The following is a 20599-nucleotide window of genomic DNA, read 5'->3' as shown; positions in this document are numbered from 1 at the left end:
CATGATACATCATTCCCACCATTTTTGCCAACTATTTTTTATAGAAATATAATTATTTACAATACTGTTGAACCTTCAACTTTTTTTCTTGCGTTTTTTTCAAGTTTTCTCTAGATTTCCCCGCAGTTTCACGTATAATTGAAACGGTTTATTTGAGATTGATAGGAGAGGTGAAATCTTGGAATTTTTGAATTTTCTTTTAGCCCTTCTTCCCATATTGTGGTTAGTTGTGGCTCTAACCGTTTTTAAATGGCCTACCTTTAAGGCCGCTATTGGCTCCCTTGTCATCAGCGCTATTCTTGCGATCACCAAGTGGCAGATGCCGGTGATGGATATGGCAAGTGCTGCCTTAGAAGGCTTTGCGATGGCTTTGTGGCCGATCATTCTTGTGATCATCGCCGCTGTCTTTACGTACAATTTGACATTAAAAACCGGCGCCATGGAAATCATTAAGCAAATGATTGCTTCGGTCAGCAGCGATAAACGAATTATCGTCTTATTGATTGCCTGGTGCTTTGGTGGATTTATGGAAGGCATGGCCGGTTTTGGAACCGCCATTGCGATTCCTGCCAGCATGCTTGTTGGTTTGGGATTTAATCCTTTGTTTAGCTGTCTTGTCTGTTTGATTGCCAATGGTGTTCCCACACCTTTTGGATCGATCGGTATCCCAACTGTGACATTAGCCAATCTGGTGGGATTGGAAAACACAGCGCTTTCCTTTATGACCAGCTTACAGTTGGCGCCCTTTGTCATTGCCGCTCCATTTTTGATCGTCATGGCAACCGGAAAAGGCCCAAAAGCTATAAAAGGAATGTTACCGGTAACACTGGCCAGTTCTTTAGGTTTTATCCTTCCACAGCTTGCCGTCAGCTACTTTGTGGGTGCTGAACTGGCCGTTGTCGTAGGAAGTGTATGTTCTTTGGCATTAACGATCCTGTTCGCATCCAAAAAGAAAAGCGATCCGCAATACGAAATGCAGATCGCCAAACAGGAAAACATCACTTTATCAAAGGCTTTGATTGCCTGGTGTCCGTTTATCCTGATCTTTGTATTCTTATTATTAACCAGCAAGATGGTCATGCCAATCAATGAAGCTTTAAGTGCTTTTGCCACACAAACAACGATATACACCGGTGAAAACCCTACGGTGATCTCGTTTTCCTGGATCAATACACCGGGAGTATGGATCTTTATTTCCGCATTGATCGGTGGTCTTATCCAAAAGGCAAGCTTAAAAGACTTCGGCAGAGTATTGGTAGATACGCTTAACCAGATGAAAGAAACGATGATCACCATGTTGTCGGTATTAGCCGTTGCCAAGATCATGGGCTATGCCGGCATGATCAGCGATATATCTTCGTTTGTAATTGCGATTACCGGTTCTTTCTACCCATTCTTTGCCCCTTGGTTTGGTGCTTTGGGAACCTTTGTCACAGGCTCCGGGACCAATTCCGGCGTTCTGTTTGGCCAGGTGCAGTTAGAAGCCGCCCAGGCCTTAAATGCCAACAGCCTTTGGATCGTAGCTTTAAACTCCCTGGGTGTAGCCGTTGGAAAAATGCTCAGCCCACAAAGCCTTGCGATTGCCTTGAGCAGTGTGGATTCCAAAGGACAGGATTCCAAACTGTTATCTATGGTACTTCCATATGGCACTGGCATGATCATACTGATGTCCGTTCTTGCCTTCGTCGGCAATATGGTATTATAAAAAAATGTGTATCTCTGAGCTTTCAGGATACACATTTTTTTACGCTTCTAATTGTGAAGTACAATGAGGACAGCGAGTGGCTTCAATACTGATCTCACTTTTACAGTAAGGACACACCTTCGTTGTAGCCGCTTCTTCTATTTCCTCTTCTTTTTTCAATTTAGAGGTTGCTCTGTTCATAGCTTTTACCATACAGAAAACAATCAAAGCCATGATCAGGAAATTGATAATAGCTGTAATAAAACTTCCATATTTAATCGCTACATCGCCAAATTTTAATGAGTAGGCACTGAAATCATATCCACCAAACAATCCAAGGATCGGTGAAATAATATCATTCGATAAACTTGTTACAATTGCCGTAAACGCACCACCAATGATAATACCAATCGCCATATCTAAGACATTTCCACGATTGATAAAATCACGAAACTCTTTCATAAAACTTTTCATATTTTCTCCTTAACACACTTTCTTATTCTACCTTATTCCGAAACAATTTAACAGCATTGTGTACATAATAATACGGTACAATCAATGTTAATGCGTGAATTATAATTTCTATGATGTTTGTAGTATGCATAAAGAACTCTACTAAATTCATCAAAAACAAGATCACGCCTAAAAGAACTGTGAGCAATGAACCTTTTTTTGATTTCACAATGCCAATCAATCCGGCAATAATTTCAAACACATGAATCGCATACAGACCGATGACCTCCATAAAAGCCTGCATAGCCTCTGCATCCTCCATATGGCCTGGATCATCATGTCCTAATAACTGCCAGACAAAAATGATCATACTTATGCCGATCAATACCTCCAAAAAGCCGGCTATTCTTTCAAGCGTAAATCCTGTACCACCGACAAAGTTCAATTTTCTGTCCTCTTTTACCCATCCTAAAAAGAGCTAAGCAAACAAAAAGGCAAAAAATCTTGCCTTTTTAATTTACTTTTGTTTCAAAGCTTCTTTTAATGTCTTGCTGGATTTAAATTTCGCATTACGGCTAGGCTGAATTTCCATCTTTTCCCCAGTGGATGGATTAATGCCTATACGCCCTTTTCTTTCCGTAACAGAAAATCGTCCAAATCCAAAAATATCGATTTCTTTTCCTTCTTTCAATATCGAAGTGATTTCATCAAATACAAACTGAATATAGTCATGAGCTTCTGCTTTTGAAATATCAAATGATTCACTCATTCTCGCTTCCAGTTCTTTTCGATTGATTGTTGCTGACATACTGTTCCTCCTGTGTTTTGCCGACCACTGATAGTTTACTTTAAAAGTCAAATATCGTTCAACTAAAAATACAGAAAAACAGTAAAAATCATAAATTCGTTAAATTAAAATACATTATTTTAAATTAATCATTCAATCCTTATAAGATTTCTTTATAAACACGTAATACGTTTTTATAAAATACCTTTTCGATTTCCTCCTGTGTAAAACCATTTTCCGATAAAGCCTGTGCCAATTGATTCATGTAGGAGGCATCCGGTATTTCCAAGTCGGAATGAATTCCATCAAAATCCGTGCCTAATCCGATACAATCAATACCGGCAATCTTTTTGATATGGCAAATATGACGTACCATAGCTTCTATGTGGCTTGGCCCGTTTGGACTTTCGTGTTCTTCTAAAAAGTCCCCACAAAAATTGATGCCCATGACACCACCTCGAGCATGCAAAGCCTGAATCATCTCATCGCTCAGGTTTCGAGCTACCGGACAAATGCTTCTGGCATTGGAATGAGAGGCCACAAAAGGTTTTGTTGTATTTTTTAAAACATCATAAAAACCGGCATCATTTAAATGGCTGACATCAATGATCATGCCCAGACGCTCCATCTCTTGTACATACTGAATCCCAAACCCTGTCAATCCGTGCACTGTATCGATCTGCTGCAAAGGGCTGGCCTGCTTATAGTCCGTAAAATCATCCATGGAAAAGTTTGGATAGCCGATGCCATTGGGATAATTCCATGTCAAGGCAATCATACGAACACCCAAACGATAATAATTTCTAAGCATAGAAAGATCATTAAAGACAACACCGCCATCTTCCAATGTCAACAAAGCAGACAACTTTCCAGCCTTTTCATTTTTCTCAATATCTTCATAACTGAATACCGGTGCGATATATTCTTTATTTTTTTCCATTTCATTCCAGAAGACATCCATCAATCGCATCGTTTGTTGTTCCGGAATGGATAAAACTTTTTGATCGGTAAACAAGGCAAAATTTTGAAGCAGGTAATTTCCCTTCTGCAGTTTTTGAATGTCAATACTCAAATCGTTTTGAAACAATTCTTTTTCAGGATGATTCAAAAGTTCCAAAATCGTATCACAATGCATATCAACGACTTTCATACGTTTCCTCCAATAATCGATCTAACCAGACCAGACATCCATCTTCATAACACGAAGGCACGATCATATCGGCCACTCTTTTACACTCTTCCTTGGCATTTTCCAAAGTACAGCCCAAAGCGGCCAAACGTATGCTTTCAACATCGCTGTAGCCATCACCAATGGCAGTCACCTGATCCCAGCTTGTATGCAGGCTTTTCAAAAGTTTCTCCAACGCACCTTGTTTAGAAACTTCTTTATGTAGAACATCATACAAAGTCGGTGTACTGCGAATTACTTGAAAATCAGTATTTTTTTCGATTTCTTTTTCAATATCATCAATAACTGCTTCCAGTTCTTCCGGCTTGGCCGCAATGGAGCACTTTACTACATCAGCTTTTAAATATCGTTTAGGATGCATTGTCGTAATATAATCAATATCACAGTTTTTTTGATCCAGTTCAAATCCCATACGCATTTGATTACATATAACCGCATCCGGCTGGGTAAATCCGATTCCGATATTGTGCTTTTTCATTTCTTCCCATAGCCACAAGACTCGGTCCGCATCCATTTTTACACGATCAATTACTTGTTTGGTTTTCATATCATAGACATGCGATCCATTGGAAGAAATCAAATACCCACCAAATTTATCCATACCAATCTGCAACGCTAAAGGATACACACCCTGAAAAACACGGGCGCTGTTTAAGATCACCGTATTCCCCTTTTCCTGCAAGGCAATCATCTTTTCCTGAACAGCTTTTGATACATATAAGCCATCACTGGGTGGCATTAAAGAGCCATCTAAATCACATACGATCCATCGTTTCATACTATCCCTCGCTTCTTGTAGATTCATTATACAAAAAAAGTCACTCTGTGAGAATGACCTTTCAGATACACAAAGAGACCTACTTCGTCTTTAATACGACTTTAGCACGATAGCCACGACTGGAATAATAGGAATCCGCTCCATTACAGTAGATAAAAGTTCTTCCATAACGTTTACTGCCAAATAATGCACCACCTTGTTTACGCATCGAATCTTCTGTTTTGATCCAGCTTGATGTCTTCAAATCCAGATCTTCCATCGACTGCAGCCATAAATACTCTGCTTCCGTCAATAAAAGCAGCTTTCTTTCCTGTGCATCTTCCATGACACTGGAAACCGGTGCATTTTGTTTTCTTCTGACTCTGGCTTCTTTGTCATAGCACAAGCTTCTTCTTTGCGGACTCTCCCTGGAAAAGTCACAGATACAAAGCTGGCCCTCCAAAAAGACAACATCGGGTTCTCCCTTTGTTTCCTCCATATAAGAAACAGCTTCTAATATATCTTTGGTCAGCAGATTTTCTACATCTATCCATCTTATAGCAGAATGACGTTGTATATGGGATTCAAAACGTTCTTTTAAAATGCTTTTAATCACTTGCTCGTTCATGATGATCCTCCCTGCTTCTATTGTACCAAGGCCAAATCGTAATCCCTACTCATATACTCCACAAAATGAAAAGACAACTGACTTGCAGTTGCCTGTCTAGATCGTTTGTTGTATGCCTTGATAAATATCATCTAATTCCTGCAGCGGATCGTTGACAATCTCAATATTCAACTGATCGCAAAGATATTCCATACCGATTAAGATACGTGGATTGCGTGCATAGAGTTTTTTAGGAATACCGTAGTTTTCAATGATATGAAAGAAAATAGAAACCACTCTTTCCATTTCATCATGATCCAATGTCAGAACATCGCCTGCCAAAATGCTATCTTCTTTTAAATCATAAGCCAAGACCAACAATGGATTGATTGGACGATCATAGTCCGGATCATCGATTGGAGTAAACAAATAATTCAGATCCATGACCAGTTCCATATCCGATCTTTCATATTCTTTAAATTCTCCCAGCACCGAATCCTCCACTTTTACCGTAAGAAAGCGCGGAATCGAATTTGGCAAAGGCAGTGGATATATCGACAAATTAGGTTCTTCACCTTCTTCAACAAAATCCCATTCAGCCATTAAGAGCTCCCCTTTTTCAAAATTAGGAAGCCATTCTTCATCTTCCATGACCATATCCACGGTTTTATTTAAAACTTCCATAATTCTGGTACATTGTATAACTTCATCACGATTTAAATTTACCGGGACATAGCGAGGTTCAAACGAATAAAAATACGGCCAGTCATTAGCACCCTCATATTTCAGTCCTAAATCCTGAATTATTTTTCTCTGGTCCGGTTCCATTTCATTTTTATCCCCATAATAACAAGTCATACAAGTAATATCACCCATGATATAAGTTGTCGGAGCCGAGTATTGGTACGAATCCATGATCATACATAGATCAGAATACCCATCCATCCCGTAATACATCGTTATCCCTGGACAGTTTCCTTGTTTACCCATGATACTGCAGAAATATGGTTCTCTTTTTCCTTCCAGCTGTACTGCAATCAAATCGATATCTTCAAAGATCGTCCATGGCCTTTTTTCCTTTAGCGCATCTGCTTCTTTATATAATTTCTTCCATTGTTCCAGTGTTGCCTGTTGCATAAAAATTCTCCTTGTTTTCTATTATTATGAAGGAAAATCAACAAAAAGAAAAGACCCCTTACGGGGTCAAGATCTTACTTATACAAGTTGTAGAAAGATTTCTTTCCTTTGTACTGAGCAATAGAAGTAGCTCCACGCTGATTCAATTCGTCTTCGATACGCATCAAACGGTTGTATTTAGCGATACGGTCTGTACGAGACAATGAACCAGTCTTAATCTGTCCGGCATTGAATCCAACAGCGATATCAGCAATTGTAGAGTCTTCTGTTTCTCCGGAACGGTGAGATACTACACAAGTGTAGTTATGTTTCTTAGCTAATTCCATAGCATCGAAAGTTTCTGTCAAAGTACCGATCTGGTTAACTTTGATTAAGATCGCATTGGCGATACCTTTTTCGATACCTTCCTGTAAGATAGAAGGGTTTGTAACAAACAAGTCGTCACCAACCAACTGAACTTTGTCACCTAAACGATCAGTCAGTTTCTTCCATCCATCCCAGTCACGTTCACCAAGTCCGTCTTCGATAGAGATGATAGGATATTTTTCGATCCATTCAGCATACATATCGATCATTTCATCACTTGTCTTAGTTCCCTGACCAGATTTCTTCAATTCATACAATCCAGTTTCATGGTTGTGGAATTCGCTGGCGGCAACGTCCATCGCAATGCACATATCTTCACCAGGTTTGTATCCGGCAGCCTGCATAGCTTCTACTAACAATTCAAGTGGTTCTTCGTTTCCATCTTTACAGCTAGGAGCAAATCCACCTTCGTCACCAACGTTCGTGTTGTATCCTTTGTCTTTTAATACTTTCTTCAACGCATGGAATGTTTCAGCAGCCATACGGATTGCTTCTTTTTCAGAAGTTGCACCAACCGGCATGATCATGAATTCCTGGAAGTCAACTGTAGAGTCGGCATGACTACCACCGTTGATTACGTTACACATAGGTACCGGCATAGTCTTCGCATTGAATCCACCGAAGTAGTTATACAATGGCATACCATAGAAATCAGCAGCTGCCAAAGCACAAGCCATAGATACACCTAATGTAGCGTTAGCACCTAAGTTTTTCTTGAATGGAGTTCCATCCAGATCTAACATTGTTTTATCAATCAGAACCTGATCACGGCAATCCATACCGATTACCTTTGGTGCGATAATGTTGTTTACGTTGTTTACAGCTTTTGTTGTTCCTTTTCCTAAGTAACGAGTTTTGTCACCGTCACGTAATTCTAATGCTTCTCTTTCTCCTGTACTTGCTCCACTTGGAACCATGGCACGTCCATAAGCACCAGATTCAGTAGTTACTTCTACTTCTACTGTTGGGTTACCACGAGAGTCTAATACTTCACGAGCATATACATCAACAATAATAGGCATATATTAAGTTCCTCCTTTGCCTTAAGCTACAAAAATAATACCACTTTAGCGCTTTAGATTCAATATCTACTCCTGTACTCCAGCCTGAAATTCCTTGAGAATTTTTGCTTTTTTTAGTGCATCTTCCCGTAAGAAGAACAAGTGAAAATTCTGTATGCCAAGCTGCTTATAGTACGCTATTTTATCCAAGTCATTCCATGCTTCTTTTTCAAAAATGCACATATGACATTTCGCATCCCCTTCCAGCAGATACTCCTTTTGATCCTTTCCCTTTAGATAAAAAGAATGCCTATGACATAAAGCACAATTCTTTCTTTGTCCATCTTTTAAGGCCGTATTGACAACACAATGATTCATGATCATCAGCCTTCTTTTTCCATAAAGATATACCATGACCGGGGCCTCAAAGCCGTATCGTTCTTTAAAACCTGTAAGCATGGCCTGTATATCCTTATCTTTACATTCCAAAGAAAGCTCGATGCAGGAAAATCCCAACCGCAATAAACACGCGATCGCATAAGAGTTTGTGACATTGTATCGCAGATCTGCCAAGCCTTCCATCGAAGAATGAATCTTCTCTTGTATCCAGTGCCTTTCCACAATTTTTTGCGGTTCTATTTTCACATCGTATGTTTTTTCTATGATAGGATTAGCCTTTGTCTTTTCTTCATAAAAAGCATCGATAGCCTGATTGCGGATATGATTGAGCGCACCTAGCGGAAAAAAGAAAGGGACATCCAACGCAAAACGAAACGATTGAATTTCTATAAAGCTGTCTTTTGTCTTTGAAAACTGGCGTCTTAAAACCTCTTCGTCACAAGGTCTGTTTTTGGCAACATCAGCCAGCTCTTCACTAATCCAAGTCACACAATGACCGTTTTCAGACAAAGTGCATTCCAACGGATATCCGGGCCCTTTACATGCCAAATGACAAGACACTGCTACTTTTCGCTGTTTCTTTTCAATAGTTTGATCAATTTCCTTTTGAAGCGTTGTATCGATCGTCTTTATCAACTTTGTTTGTGCAGGAAGTCGATCCTTCATATTGATTTCTACAATTTGACCTGCTTTTGCCTGCGCAATCAGCTTTCCCTGCGTGTCATAGAGATAATTCAAGCGAAAGCCTAGCGAGCCTGTCTTCCATACAAAGCGGATTCCATCATTTTGATGTAAAGAATCCTGCAGCTTGACGCGTACACGTTTTCCTTTTTGTCCAATCACATGACCAATCAAGATTCCCTGATGATTGCTGGTTTGGGTATTCATCAAAGCATTACCTCTTTGATCGTAAAGATGACCTTTGGTAAATCCACGATTAAAGGTGACCTGCAGCTCCTTCTGTTCTTTTTTACCCAATGTTTTTCCGTGCAACACCTCATATACCTGATGCACACACTCATACACATATTCCTTGGATTTCATACGTCCTTCGATCTTAATGGAACAAACTCCGAGCTCTTCTAATTCTCGAACTTGTTCGATCAGGGATAAATCCTTAGGGCTTAAAAAATACTGTTCTTTTTCTAAAATCGGCTTTCCATCCTGATAAAGCTTATAGGGCATACGACATGGCTGCGCACACATACCACGATTTCCGCTTCGATCATATTCGATAGAGCTGAAAAGGCATTGCCCGCTGTAACAGATGCAAATGGCTCCATGGACAAAAACTTCCACTTCCATTCCCGTCTGAACCGCTGCCTTTACCTGCTCCAAACTACATTCTCTTGCCAGTACCACACGCTTAACACCTAATTTTTTTAACTGTTCAATCTGCTCAACCTGTGTCACGGAAAGCTGAGTAGAGGCATGTACGACAAGCTGTGGCAATCTTTCATGAAGAAGATGAATTAAGCCTAAATCTTGTACGATCAAGGCATCTACGCCCATTTCGTGAAGGCGTTTTGCCTGTTGATAGGCTTGTTCGATCTCCTGCTCAAACAATAATGTATTCATGGTCACATGCACTTTAATGTTCAAACTATGGCATCGCTTCAATACTTCCTTCATCTGTTCCCAGGTAAAGTTATTGGCATAGGCCCTGGCTCCAAAAGAAGGAAGCGCACAATATATCGCATCACATCCAGCCTGGATTGCAGCTTCTAAGACTTCCATGCTGCCAACAGGCGCTAATATTTCTATATTTTTCATAAGACTAGTATATATAAAGAAAAGCCATGTTTCCATGACTTACTTCTTATTTTCATAATAATTTTGAATCGCATCAAACGTTTCCTGCGAAATCACATGTTCCATACGGCAGGCATCATTTTCCGCAATGGTCTTTGGTACACCGATCTCTTCCAACATTTCTCTAAAAAAGCGATGTCTACGATATGTTTCGGTTGCGATACGGTTTCCTGCATCTGTCAGATATAAAAATTTATTTTCATCTAAATGAAGATATCCATCTTTTTCCAAAAGTTTGACCGCATGCGATACACTTGGCTTAGAGAACCCTAAATAGCTGGCTACATCCACACTGCGAACATGATCGATTTTTTCACTCAATACCAGAATTGATTCCAGGTAATCTTCCAAAGATTCGCCTAATTCCATAGTTCTCACCTCTTCTATGCCATTTTAAAGGTTTACAACACTTCTGTCAAACAGATTGCCATCACAGAAAGTAAACATTATGATTCGCCCAGTAAAATTTCTTTATCCCTTATTTCAAAGCTAGTTGATATGTAGAGATTGTAAAATAATTGGTCTTGATGAAGTTTCTACATCTAACATATTCATGGCTTCGTTAATATTAAAAACAACACGATTTTTGATTAAACTCTATATATTGTTTATAGAATTTATTAAAATCCCCTCTTATTTACCTTCTACTCTTCCTATGCTAATTCTTTTTTCACAAATCCATCGCTAAATGTACACATCTTTCATCTCGTTTTCTTTATATGTTCCAGTCTATTTCTAATGCATCTGTATAGATTTTAAAATAGCCGGTCGTAAAGATGCTTCTACTCCTAATAAATCCATGGCTTCTTCTATGTTGGAAACAACATGTTTTTTGATTAAATTCTGTACATTATTTATCGAAATGATTAGACTTCCTTCTTTTATCCCTCTTTCCATACCTTCATCTCTTCCTTTTTCTATTCCCTTTTTCCAGATCGCATCACTGAATGTGCACATCTTCCTCATCTCGCTTTCTGTTTCCTTTTCCAATAGTTCCTGTATCTCTTCCAGGGAAAGATCCTTATATTCTTCCAGACAGGACTGGAACAAATAGGACAGGATCTGTTTATACGACAGGATCTTCTTGCACTGTTCATCATACAGTCGTTTTGACTCCTGCATGATTTCTTTCAATTCTTTTTTGTCTTCCATTGAGTTCCCTCCTTTTCTCTACACTATTTAATACGTATGAAAAAGAGAAAACTATTAAAAATTCTTTTAAAAACTGTAAGTTAAAACTAATTTAAAACTTATGACAAAAAAGAACCAGCCGTAACAGCTAGTTCTTATACGTTTCTAATACTTGATATCCATGTTCTTCTAATGCCTGAATCAAATTCTTTGGATCTTCCGCATCACATCGTACTACCATATTAGCAATACCATCTTTAAATGAATAAACACCAATATGCGAAATATTGACCTTCTTTTGAACAAAGATATCCGATAACTTCCCGATAGCGCCCAATTCATCTTTGACCGCAATTGTAATACGAGTTCCTTTATCTTCCCAACCAAGTACACTTAAGAAGCATCCAAATACATCATTTTGAGTCACGATTCCTACCACATTATTCTGATTATCGACAATAGGGATACAACCAATATCGTGGGATCGCATGGTTTCAGCACAGGATTCCATCAATTCCTCTTCATTCATGGAAATTACATTTTTGATCATCACTGTGCTAACCGTTGTCTTCGACAATAGATAATTCAATTCATAGATACTTAATGAAGTAGCCGATGAATGGGATGTCGCAATCATACCTTCTGTGATCAATCCCACCAGTTTTTGGTTTTCCACAACCGGAACACGATGAATTCCATGTTCTTTCATTAACTCCAATACTTCTGAAATCGTGGCATCTTTTTCCGTACAAATGACATCTTTTGTCATATAATCTTTGACTTTAAACATTTTTTATCCTCCCAGATACGCTTTTTGGATCTCCGGACTTTCCGCCAGTTCCTTACCGGTTCCACTCAATACAACTTTTCCTGTTTCCAGTACATAAGCACGATGAGCGATTGACAGAGCCATTTTGGCATTTTGTTCGACCAATAACACAGTCGTTCCCTGCTTATTGATTTCTTCGATGATCGAAAAGATCTCTTTGACAAGGATAGGTGCCAACCCCATACTTGGCTCATCCAACAATAAAAGCTTCGGTTTTGCCATCAAGGCTCTTCCCATGGCCAACATTTGTTGTTCTCCACCAGATAAAGTAGAAGCATCCTGATTGATTCGTTCCTTTAAGATTGGAAACTGTGCATACACTTTTTCCAGATCTTGTTGAATACCCTTTTTATCCTTGCGTAAGAAAGCACCCATCATCAAATTTTCATAAACGCTCAAGCCGGTAAAGATACGTCGTCCTTCCGGAACCTGTGTGAGCCCTTTTTGTACGATGAACTTTGGATTCTTCTTAAAAATCGATTCACCTAAAAATAGTATATCACCACTGGTCTTCTTTTTGATACCACTGATACTTTGCAGCATCGTTGTTTTTCCGGCACCGTTGGCTCCAATCAAAGAAACAATCTCTCCTTCATTCACTTCCAGGTTGATTCCTTTCAATGCCTCGATCACTCCATAGTGTACATGAAGATCTTTTACTTCCAGCATCGCCATATTAGATTTCCTCCCCTAAATAAGCCTTAATGACAAATTCATTGTTTCGGATTTCTTCCGGATTTCCATTGGCAATCAGCTTTCCATAATCCAGAACATAGATTCTTTCACAGATCTTCATAACCAAAGACATATCGTGCTCGATCAAGATGATCGTCAAACTGTATTTGTCACGAATACGATAAATCAGATTTGTCAGTTCAGCAGTTTCCTGTGGGTTCATACCGGCGGCAGGCTCATCCAAAAACAAAATTTTCGGTTGAATTGCTAAGGCACGGGCAATCTCCAAACGACGCTGTTCTCCATAAGGAAGATTGGTGGCCTGTTCATTACGTTTTCCATACAATCCAACTTCTTTTAACAGCTCACAGGCTTTTTCTTCTACCCATTTTTCTTCATTATAATAAGAAGGTAAACGCAAAATGGCAGCTAAGGTTCCATAACGAATATTTTTATGCATCGCAACCTTTACATTTTCCAAAACCGTCATTGTCTTAAACAATCGAATATTCTGGAAAGTTCGGGCAATTCCATAAGCTGTGATCTTATAAGGTTTTAAACCACCCAATTGAATTTTTTTACCATCTTCATTGAATTCGATCAAACCACTGCTTGGTTCATATACTCCGGTCAATAAGTTAAATAACGTAGTCTTTCCGGCACCATTGGGGCCGATCAAACCAATCAGCTCTCCCTGGTTGATCTGCATAGATACATTGGATACGGCACAAAGCCCTCCAAAGTTTTTGGTCAGATTTTTGATTTGAAGAATTGGTTCCATTAGCGATTCCCCTTTCTTTTCTGAAACAGCTTTTTAAAGGAGAACTCTTTAGTTCCCAATAAACCAGACGGCTTGAAGATCATGATAATGACTAAAGCCAAACCATAGATGATCATACGAATATCGGAAAAGTTTTGTAAGATCATATTTAAGATTCCGATAGCAGCTGCTGCAATCACACTGGAAGTCATCGATCCCATACCACCGAATACGACCATGACCAAAATATCAATAGAACGATTAAAGGTAAACTGTGTCGGGTTGATGACATAGAAGTTGCAGGCAAATAACGCACCGGCCATACTGGCCAATATAGCACCGATCACAAACGCAATGACCTTATAGCGAGTCGTATTGATTCCCATGGCTTCGGAAGCAATTTCATCTTCACGAATGGAAAGACAGGCACGCCCCGGCGCACTACGGGTAAAGTTACACACAACGACCAGTGCGATGACAACACCGATGATCAATAAAGGCCAAGTGGTTAAACGAGGAATGCCACTCAATCCGGCAGCTCCATTGGTAATTTTCATATTTTGTACAATGATACGAATGATTTCGGCAAACCCTAAGGTCGCAATGGCCAGATAATCCCCTTTTAATCGCAATGTTGGTATAGAAACGATCAATGCCACGATCGCAGAAATCACAAATCCAACCAATAAACCTAAGAAAAGGCCGCCCAGATTCGGCATCATTTTCGTAACAATTCCGGCACTGTATGCACCGATACACATAAAACCGGCATGGCCTAAGGAGAACTGACCACAAATACCAATGACAAGATTTAACGAAACCGCCAAAATGATATTGATACAGATATTATAAAGGGTAATCTGATAGTAGGAGTTGATGATTCCGGCATTCATTAAAACACTGCACACCAGAAAGATCACGACAGCACTGGCAAGCCAGGCGATATTTTCTTTGTTCAATAATTGTTTCGGCATCAATTACACCTTCTCTCTCTGGTTCTTTCCTAACAAACCATCTGGTTTGATGATCAAAATCAGGATCAAAATCAAATATACGATCGCGTCACGATATAACGAGCTTCCATAAGCGACAACCATTGTTTCGGCAATTCCGATAAACAGTCCACCGATCATGGCGCCCGGAACACTTCCAATTCCACCGAAAACAGCGGCAATAAACGCTTTTAAACCGGGAACCATTCCCATTAACGGATCAATCGAATTATAATAAATACCAACTAATATACCGGCAACACCAGCCAAAGAACTTCCCAAAAGGAAGGTAAAGGAAATCGTAGTGTCCACATTGATTCCCATCAGTTTGGCCGCATCCTCATCAACACTGACCGCACGCATGGCACGTCCCATCTTTGTCTTTTTGATAATCAGCTGTAAGGCAATCATCAAAACGATCGTAATCGTAAAGATATACACCTGCTGCATGGAAATCGTAACCGGCCCTAAACTAAAGGAAGAATTGCTTAAAAGAGTCGGATACGTCTTAACTTCACTTCCCATAACATATTGTGTCGTATATTCCAGCACATAGCTGACACCGATGGCGGTAATCAAAGCCGCAATACGGGTCGCATGTCGCAAAGGCTTATAGGCGATTCGTTCAATCAGAACACCTAAAATTCCGCAAACCACCATACTGGCAATCATCGCCGGGAAAAAGCTGAAACCAAAATAGGTCGTTGTGATAAAGGCCACATAGGCCCCCAACATATAAATATCTCCATGGGCAAAGTTGATCAGTTTGATGATTCCGTAAACCATGGTATATCCAAGGGCTATCAAAGCATAGATGGAACCCAAAGACAGACCGTTGATAACTTGTTGTAAAAACTGGCTCATAGTTTCTCTCCTTCTACTAGAAAAAAAGGGGAAGTTTGCTTCCCCTGATACATCTGGATTACTGTTCTACTTCGACTTCAGTAGCCGCTGTCTGTACACCGTTTTCCAGTTCAACGATCATAACCGTCTTGATTGGAGAATGTGTATCATCAAATGTGAACGATCCGGTAATTCCAGAGAATTCAATACCTTCCAACATATTCTTTAGTTCTTCACCGGTAGCTCCGGCTTCTTCTAATGCCTGTAAAGCCAGGTTAGCCGAGTCATAAGCTAATGCAGAGAACATATTTGGCGCTTCACCATATTCTTCTGTATAGGAGTCAATGAAGTTCGTCAATTCGTCACTGGCATTCAGTGTTGTATAACATGTTGTGTAGTAAGTATTACTTAAATTATCAGCACCAGCTAACTGAGAAAGAACTTCCGATTCAAATCCATCTGCACCAATGATCGGTGTATCAATTCCCATATCACGAGCCTGCTTAATGATCAAACCAGCTTCCTGATAATATCCGGCAATATACAAAACATCAAAATCTTTTGATTTCATGTCTGTTAAAATCGATGCGAAATCTGTATCTCCGGAGTTGTAGCTTTGTTCCGCAACAACTTCTCCACCCTTTTCCGTAAATACATCTTTGAATGTGGAAACAAGCCCTTGGCCATAATCACTTACTTCATTGATAATGGCCGCTTTTTTGACGCCCAGGGTATCATAAGCATATTGTGCCATGGCGGCACCCTGATAAGAATCCTCGAAACAAATTCGGAATGCATATGGATACGTTTCGCCATTATCATTAGTTGTCGCATCAATCTGTGTAGCTGATGGTGAAATAACCGGAACGGCATTGTCGCTGGCTACCTGATATGTCGCAATGGATGTACCGCTGGTTGCAGGTCCGATAAGAATAGAAGCACCATCTTCGGTAATCAGACGAGTAGCCGCTGTTGTACTTTCCGCGTTATCTCCTTTGTTGTCCTGTTCGGCAATTTCAATTTTATATTTGGCATCATCACTGGCATTGTATTGATCAATGGCAAGTTTTGCTCCGTTATACTCGGCAGTACCATAGCTTGCGGTTCCACCACTTAACTCAAAATTCAATCCAATCATTACTGTATCGCCATCTGCCAATGTCTTTCCGGCACCGGCACCTCCGCCAGAACTACATCCGGCTAATAATCCTACGGCTAAAGCTGAGGATGTAAAGACCTTAAAAACTCTTCCCTTCATATCGTTTCCTCCTGTACAATCATTAAATATGTTTATATTCTAAACACATTCTCACATATTTTCAAGAGATTTGTGAAAATATTTTGAAAATAGGGAAAAATCTATGAAAAAAGTTTCAAAGACAATAAAAATACTGGGATCATAGTCCCAGTATCATAGAAGAAATATTGATAAAGAATTGAAGGATGTTATTCTGTAACATCGCCAATGGAACATTTAACACATTCATATAGATCAACAAGATCAACACCAGCATAAAGAACGGAGAGCCTTCGATAAAGCGGTAATACTGCTCATCCGGTAAAAACGCGAATAAGATCTTCGATCCATCTAATGGTGGAACCGGAATCAGGTTAAAAAGGCCAAATCCAACATTTAAGGTTGCCGATGTTGATAAAGTAGATACGATAAAGCTTCCGATACCGCTATATACAAATTGTGGCAAAAAAACAATAAGCAAAATGTAAATAAAGACACATATGAAGGCCAGTAAGAAGTTGGCAAGTGGACCGGCAAAGCTGGTCCAGATGATTCCGGTCTTTCTATCTTTATAATAACTGGCATCGATAGGTACCGGCTTGGCCCATCCAAAATGAAACAGTAACAGACATAGCACACCTAACCAATCTACATGGGCAAATGGGTTTAATGAGATTCTTCCCTGCATTTTGGCCGTAGGATCGCCCAGCCAGTACGATACCAGGCCATGTGCCATTTCATGAATGGACATAGCCAATACGACCGCAATAACTAAAGACAACAAGCCTTCCAAATCTATATTAAACATAATTATACATTAAACCGGAAGTGCATGACATCCCCATCCTGCACGACATAATCCTTTCCTTCCAATCGAAGCTTGCCGGCTTCCTTGATCGCATGCTCACTGCCCAGCTCATCCATATCGCTAAAGGCATAAACTTCAGCACGAATAAAGCCTTTTTTGAAGTCTGTGTGAATTACACCGGCACAATCCGGTGCCTTCATTCCCTTTTTAAAGGTCCAGGCACGGCATTCATCTTCACCGGCTGTCAGGAAAGTACAAAGATTCAAGATATGGTATGCTTTCTGAATCAGCGTATCCAGACCACTGGTTGAAATTCCTAACTCTTCTAAGAAAGCAGCTCTTTCGTCTGGTTCCAATCCGCTCAGTTCTTCTTCCATTTTGGCACATAGGCTTACAACTTCGCTGTTTTCCTGCGCTGCATATTCTTTTACCTTTTGATAATACGCATTGGATTCTGGATCCATAGCTCCTTCTTCATCCAGGTTGCAGACATAGATGACCGGTTTTGCCGTCAGCAGGTTATACATCTTCATCAACGCCTGCTCATCTTCTGTTAATTCTAAAGAACGAACTGGTTTCCCTTCTTCCAGACATGGCTTTAACTTGGCCAAAAGTTCCATTTCCATCTTAGCTTCTTTATCCGAAGTCGTCTTGGCCTTACGCTCCACTTTCGCAATACGATTTTCGATCGTCTGCAAGTCTGCCAGCGTTAATTCCAAATTGATGATTTCAATATCTCGAATAGGATCGATGGAATTTTCCACATGCGTGATGTTGGGATCATCAAAACAACGAACGACCTGACAAATCGCATCTGTCAGACGAATATTGGATAAAAACTGGTTTCCTAACCCTTCTCCTTTGGAAGCTCCTTTGACCAAACCGGCGATATCCGTAAACTCAAAGGTCGTATAGATCGTTTTTTTCGGATGAAAGATTTCGACTAAACGATCAACTCTTTTGTCCGGTACTTCGACGACACCTACATTTGGCTGAATCGTCGCAAACGGATAATTGGCAGCCTCCACCTGACTCTTTGTAATGGCATTAAATAAAGTTGATTTTCCGACATTGGGCAAGCCCACGATTCCTGCAGTTAATGGCATTCTTATTCACTTCCTTTCGATACGACCCGCTTTAGCTTCTTTTCAAACTTACTACGGGGCATCAGCACACTGGCACCACAACCTAAACATTTGATTCGAATATCAGCACCCATGCGGATGATCTTCCATTGTTTTGATTTATGACACGGATGTTCCTTTTTCATTTCGATGATATCATTTAAATCATAACTTTTTTCATCCATAGATTTTCTCATGCTCCTTATACGCTTTCAATGTATTCTTCAGTAACATACATACCGTCATTGGCCCTACACCTTTGGGTACCGGTGTAATGGCTTTGGTCTTTTCTTTGACCGCTTCAAAATCCACATCTCCGCAAAGCTTTCCATCCTCCATGCGATTGATGCCAACATCGATCACAACGGCTCCTTCCTTGATATAATCAGCCGTGATCTTCTTTGGTTTTCCAATCGCCGCAATCAAGATATCCGCCTGTTGACAAAGCTCTTTTAAATGCGCTGTTCGCGAATGAGCCATCATGACTGTCGCATTTTGTTTTTGCAGTAGTAAGGATAATGGCTTGCCGACCAGGTTGCTGCGACCGATCACCACGGCATTTAAACCACTTAAATCAGTATAACCGATAGAAGCTAACATCTCCATGACACCTAATGGTGTACATGGCACAAAACCATCTCTTCCCGTCAGCAGCTTACCTGCATTCACAGGATGCAATCCATCCACATCTTTATCCGGTGATATCGCATCGATAACGCTGACTTCATCTAAATGAGATGGCAAAGGCAGCTGAACCAGGATTCCATCAACTTCCGGATCCTCGTTCTGTCTTTTGACCTCTTCCAACAACTCTTGTTGTGTTGTTGAGCCTGGCATACAAATGGTTCGATTTTCCATACCTATGGACGCACAGGCATTGGCCTTGCTTTTGACATAACTTTGACTGGCCGGATTATCGCCTACCAGGATTACACTTAAAACCGGAAGTCGTTTTCCTTCCTTTTGCAGCTTTTCAATTTCCTGTTTTAGTTCTTCTTTTATCTTTTGTGATAACTCACTTCCATAAATGATTTCCATTACAATTCCTCGCTATCTAATACGATGGTAACCGGTCCATCATTACACAATTCGATCTGCATATCAGCACCAAATACACCTGTTTCTACATGTAACCCATTATTTCTTAATTCTTCATTAAAATAATCGTATAAGGGAATGGCCAGGTCCGGTTTGGCCGCATCCGTAAAGCCGGGACGATTTCCTTTTTTACAGGAGGCATATAAAGTGAATTGAGAGATAGATAAAATCGAGCCTTGTATATCTTGAATAGATCGATTCATCTTTCCCTGTTCATCAGAAAATATACGAAGACCGCATATTTTCTTAACAACCTTATCCACAATCGCTTTCGTATCGGTATGTGTAAACCCTACAAGGATACAAAAACCCTGATGAATCTGTCCGGTGATCTCCTGATCGATCGTGCATTTCGCATAGTTTGCTCTTTGAATTACGACTCTCATTTTACTTCCTCCAACAGGCAGACCGAGAATGCCGCCGCCCCTTCTTCATGACCGATAAAACCCATTTTTTCTCCCCTTGTCGCTTTGATGGATATTTGATCCAATCTACAATGAAGAATCTGAGCTATATTATTTCGCATCTGTTCTATATAAGGTGCAAGCTTGGGTCTTTCCATCACAATGGTCGCATCCACATTGCCGACTTTATACCCCTTTTGTACCATCATTTCATAAACACAAGTACAGAGCTGTAAGCTATTGGCTCCTTTATAGCTTGGATCTGTATCCGGAAAATGTTTTCCTAAATCACCCAGACTTAAAGCACCCAAGATACTTTCCATGATCGCATGTGTCAACACATCCGCATCTGAATGCCCATCTAATCCTTTTTCGTGTTCAATAGAAACACCACCTAAAATCAGTGGTCTTCCTTGTTTGAGTTGATGTATATCGATTGATTGTCCTATACGCATGTCGTCACCTCAGCTTAACAGAATCCATTATACAAAAAAAGACCTGACTTT

At 40.1% G+C, this 20599-nt stretch carries 24 protein-coding genes; 1 reads left to right on the top strand and 23 read right to left on the bottom strand.

Going from position 1 to position 20599, the window contains the following annotated elements:
• Positions 1-178: 178 nt before the first annotated feature.
• Entirely contained in the window at positions 179-1705 is a 1527-nt protein-coding gene (locus ACTQX6_RS06685; RefSeq protein WP_294689031.1) for an L-lactate permease, read from the top strand.
• A 39-nt stretch (positions 1706-1744) separates the two neighbouring features.
• On the opposite strand, the gene mscL is transcribed toward ACTQX6_RS06685, so the two are convergent.
• The 23 genes from mscL to ispF all read right to left on the bottom strand — a co-directional run bounded on the left by mscL (position 1745) and on the right by ispF (position 20548).
• The gene (mscL, locus tag ACTQX6_RS06680; RefSeq protein WP_117445658.1) at positions 1745-2158 is read right to left on the bottom strand and encodes a large conductance mechanosensitive channel protein MscL; all 414 of its coding nucleotides are present in this window, start codon (positions 2156-2158) and stop codon (positions 1745-1747) included.
• Positions 2159-2180: 22 nt separating this feature from the next.
• On the bottom strand, positions 2181-2582 hold the full coding sequence (locus tag ACTQX6_RS06675; RefSeq protein ID WP_195222061.1) for a hypothetical protein: 402 nt from the start codon (positions 2580-2582) through the stop codon (positions 2181-2183).
• Positions 2583-2654: 72 nt separating this feature from the next.
• Positions 2655-2945, bottom strand: coding sequence for an HU family DNA-binding protein (locus tag ACTQX6_RS06670; protein ID WP_181965569.1), 291 nt, complete (start codon positions 2943-2945; stop codon positions 2655-2657).
• A gap of 139 nt (positions 2946-3084) precedes the next feature.
• A complete protein-coding gene (locus ACTQX6_RS06665; RefSeq protein WP_294689028.1) occupies positions 3085-4074 on the bottom strand; it encodes a dipeptidase in 990 nt (329 codons plus the stop codon).
• Entirely contained in the window at positions 4061-4891 is an 831-nt protein-coding gene (locus ACTQX6_RS06660; protein ID WP_294689026.1) for an HAD-IIB family hydrolase, read from the bottom strand. Before ACTQX6_RS06660 ends, ACTQX6_RS06665 begins: the two co-directional genes overlap by 14 nt.
• 79 nt (positions 4892-4970) lie before the next feature.
• The gene (locus ACTQX6_RS06655) at positions 4971-5498 is read right to left on the bottom strand and encodes a DUF4256 domain-containing protein (RefSeq protein ID WP_294689024.1); all 528 of its coding nucleotides are present in this window, start codon (positions 5496-5498) and stop codon (positions 4971-4973) included.
• Positions 5499-5594: 96 nt separating this feature from the next.
• Positions 5595-6614 carry a DUF7309 domain-containing protein gene (locus ACTQX6_RS06650; RefSeq protein WP_195222058.1) on the bottom strand — a complete coding sequence of 340 codons (1020 nt, stop codon included), beginning with the start codon at positions 6612-6614 and terminating at the stop codon, positions 5595-5597.
• Between the two features lie 74 nt (positions 6615-6688).
• Positions 6689-8002: a phosphopyruvate hydratase gene (gene eno / locus ACTQX6_RS06645; RefSeq protein ID WP_022789742.1), complete on the bottom strand. Its 1314-nt coding sequence runs from the start codon at positions 8000-8002 to the stop codon at positions 6689-6691.
• Between the two features lie 66 nt (positions 8003-8068).
• Entirely contained in the window at positions 8069-10153 is a 2085-nt protein-coding gene (locus ACTQX6_RS06640) for a peptidase U32 family protein (RefSeq protein ID WP_294689020.1), read from the bottom strand.
• A 39-nt stretch (positions 10154-10192) separates the two neighbouring features.
• A complete protein-coding gene (locus ACTQX6_RS06635; protein ID WP_022789744.1) occupies positions 10193-10561 on the bottom strand; it encodes a metal-dependent transcriptional regulator in 369 nt (122 codons plus the stop codon).
• A 366-nt stretch (positions 10562-10927) separates the two neighbouring features.
• Positions 10928-11344: a hypothetical protein gene (locus ACTQX6_RS06630; RefSeq protein ID WP_117445666.1), complete on the bottom strand. Its 417-nt coding sequence runs from the start codon at positions 11342-11344 to the stop codon at positions 10928-10930.
• Positions 11345-11471: 127 nt separating this feature from the next.
• A complete protein-coding gene (locus ACTQX6_RS06625) occupies positions 11472-12113 on the bottom strand; it encodes a CBS and ACT domain-containing protein (protein ID WP_117445667.1) in 642 nt (213 codons plus the stop codon).
• Positions 12114-12116: 3 nt separating this feature from the next.
• A complete protein-coding gene (locus tag ACTQX6_RS06620; RefSeq protein ID WP_027969049.1) occupies positions 12117-12821 on the bottom strand; it encodes an ABC transporter ATP-binding protein in 705 nt (234 codons plus the stop codon).
• Positions 12822-12828: 7 nt separating this feature from the next.
• On the bottom strand, positions 12829-13608 hold the full coding sequence (locus ACTQX6_RS06615; RefSeq protein ID WP_117445668.1) for an ABC transporter ATP-binding protein: 780 nt from the start codon (positions 13606-13608) through the stop codon (positions 12829-12831).
• A complete protein-coding gene (locus ACTQX6_RS06610; RefSeq protein WP_117445669.1) occupies positions 13608-14561 on the bottom strand; it encodes a branched-chain amino acid ABC transporter permease in 954 nt (317 codons plus the stop codon). The genes ACTQX6_RS06615 and ACTQX6_RS06610 overlap by 1 nt, the downstream gene beginning before the upstream one ends.
• Positions 14562-14564: 3 nt before the next feature.
• Positions 14565-15443, bottom strand: coding sequence for a branched-chain amino acid ABC transporter permease (locus tag ACTQX6_RS06605; protein WP_117445670.1), 879 nt, complete (start codon positions 15441-15443; stop codon positions 14565-14567).
• A 58-nt stretch (positions 15444-15501) separates the two neighbouring features.
• Positions 15502-16680 (bottom strand): ABC transporter substrate-binding protein, encoded by a 1179-nt coding sequence (locus ACTQX6_RS06600; protein WP_294688496.1) that lies wholly within the window; start codon positions 16678-16680, stop codon positions 15502-15504.
• 139 nt (positions 16681-16819) lie between these two features.
• Complete coding sequence (locus ACTQX6_RS06595) at positions 16820-17467, bottom strand: site-2 protease family protein (protein ID WP_117445672.1); 648 nt, start codon at positions 17465-17467, stop codon at positions 16820-16822.
• A 2-nt stretch (positions 17468-17469) separates the two neighbouring features.
• Positions 17470-18573, bottom strand: coding sequence for a redox-regulated ATPase YchF (gene ychF, locus ACTQX6_RS06590; protein ID WP_117445673.1), 1104 nt, complete (start codon positions 18571-18573; stop codon positions 17470-17472).
• A 2-nt stretch (positions 18574-18575) separates the two neighbouring features.
• Positions 18576-18776 (bottom strand): DUF951 domain-containing protein, encoded by a 201-nt coding sequence (locus ACTQX6_RS06585; protein WP_167697901.1) that lies wholly within the window; start codon positions 18774-18776, stop codon positions 18576-18578.
• Complete coding sequence (gene folD / locus ACTQX6_RS06580; RefSeq protein WP_272006701.1) at positions 18769-19629, bottom strand: bifunctional methylenetetrahydrofolate dehydrogenase/methenyltetrahydrofolate cyclohydrolase FolD; 861 nt, start codon at positions 19627-19629, stop codon at positions 18769-18771. Before folD ends, ACTQX6_RS06585 begins: the two co-directional genes overlap by 8 nt.
• Positions 19629-20075, bottom strand: a complete 447-nt coding sequence (gene dtd / locus ACTQX6_RS06575; protein WP_195222051.1) for a D-aminoacyl-tRNA deacylase — start codon at positions 20073-20075, stop codon at positions 19629-19631. The genes folD and dtd overlap by 1 nt, the downstream gene beginning before the upstream one ends.
• The gene (gene ispF / locus ACTQX6_RS06570; RefSeq protein ID WP_117445677.1) at positions 20072-20548 is read right to left on the bottom strand and encodes a 2-C-methyl-D-erythritol 2,4-cyclodiphosphate synthase; all 477 of its coding nucleotides are present in this window, start codon (positions 20546-20548) and stop codon (positions 20072-20074) included. Before ispF ends, dtd begins: the two co-directional genes overlap by 4 nt.
• Positions 20549-20599: the final 51 nt, after the last annotated feature.

This window comes from Faecalicoccus sp. LCP19S3_E2 (assembly GCF_052121255.1).
Classification (GTDB): Bacteria; Bacillota_I; Bacilli_A; order Erysipelotrichales; family Erysipelotrichaceae; genus Faecalicoccus.
Note: the sequence above shows the minus strand (reverse complement) of the source record. Positions and strands in the feature narration are given on the sequence as shown.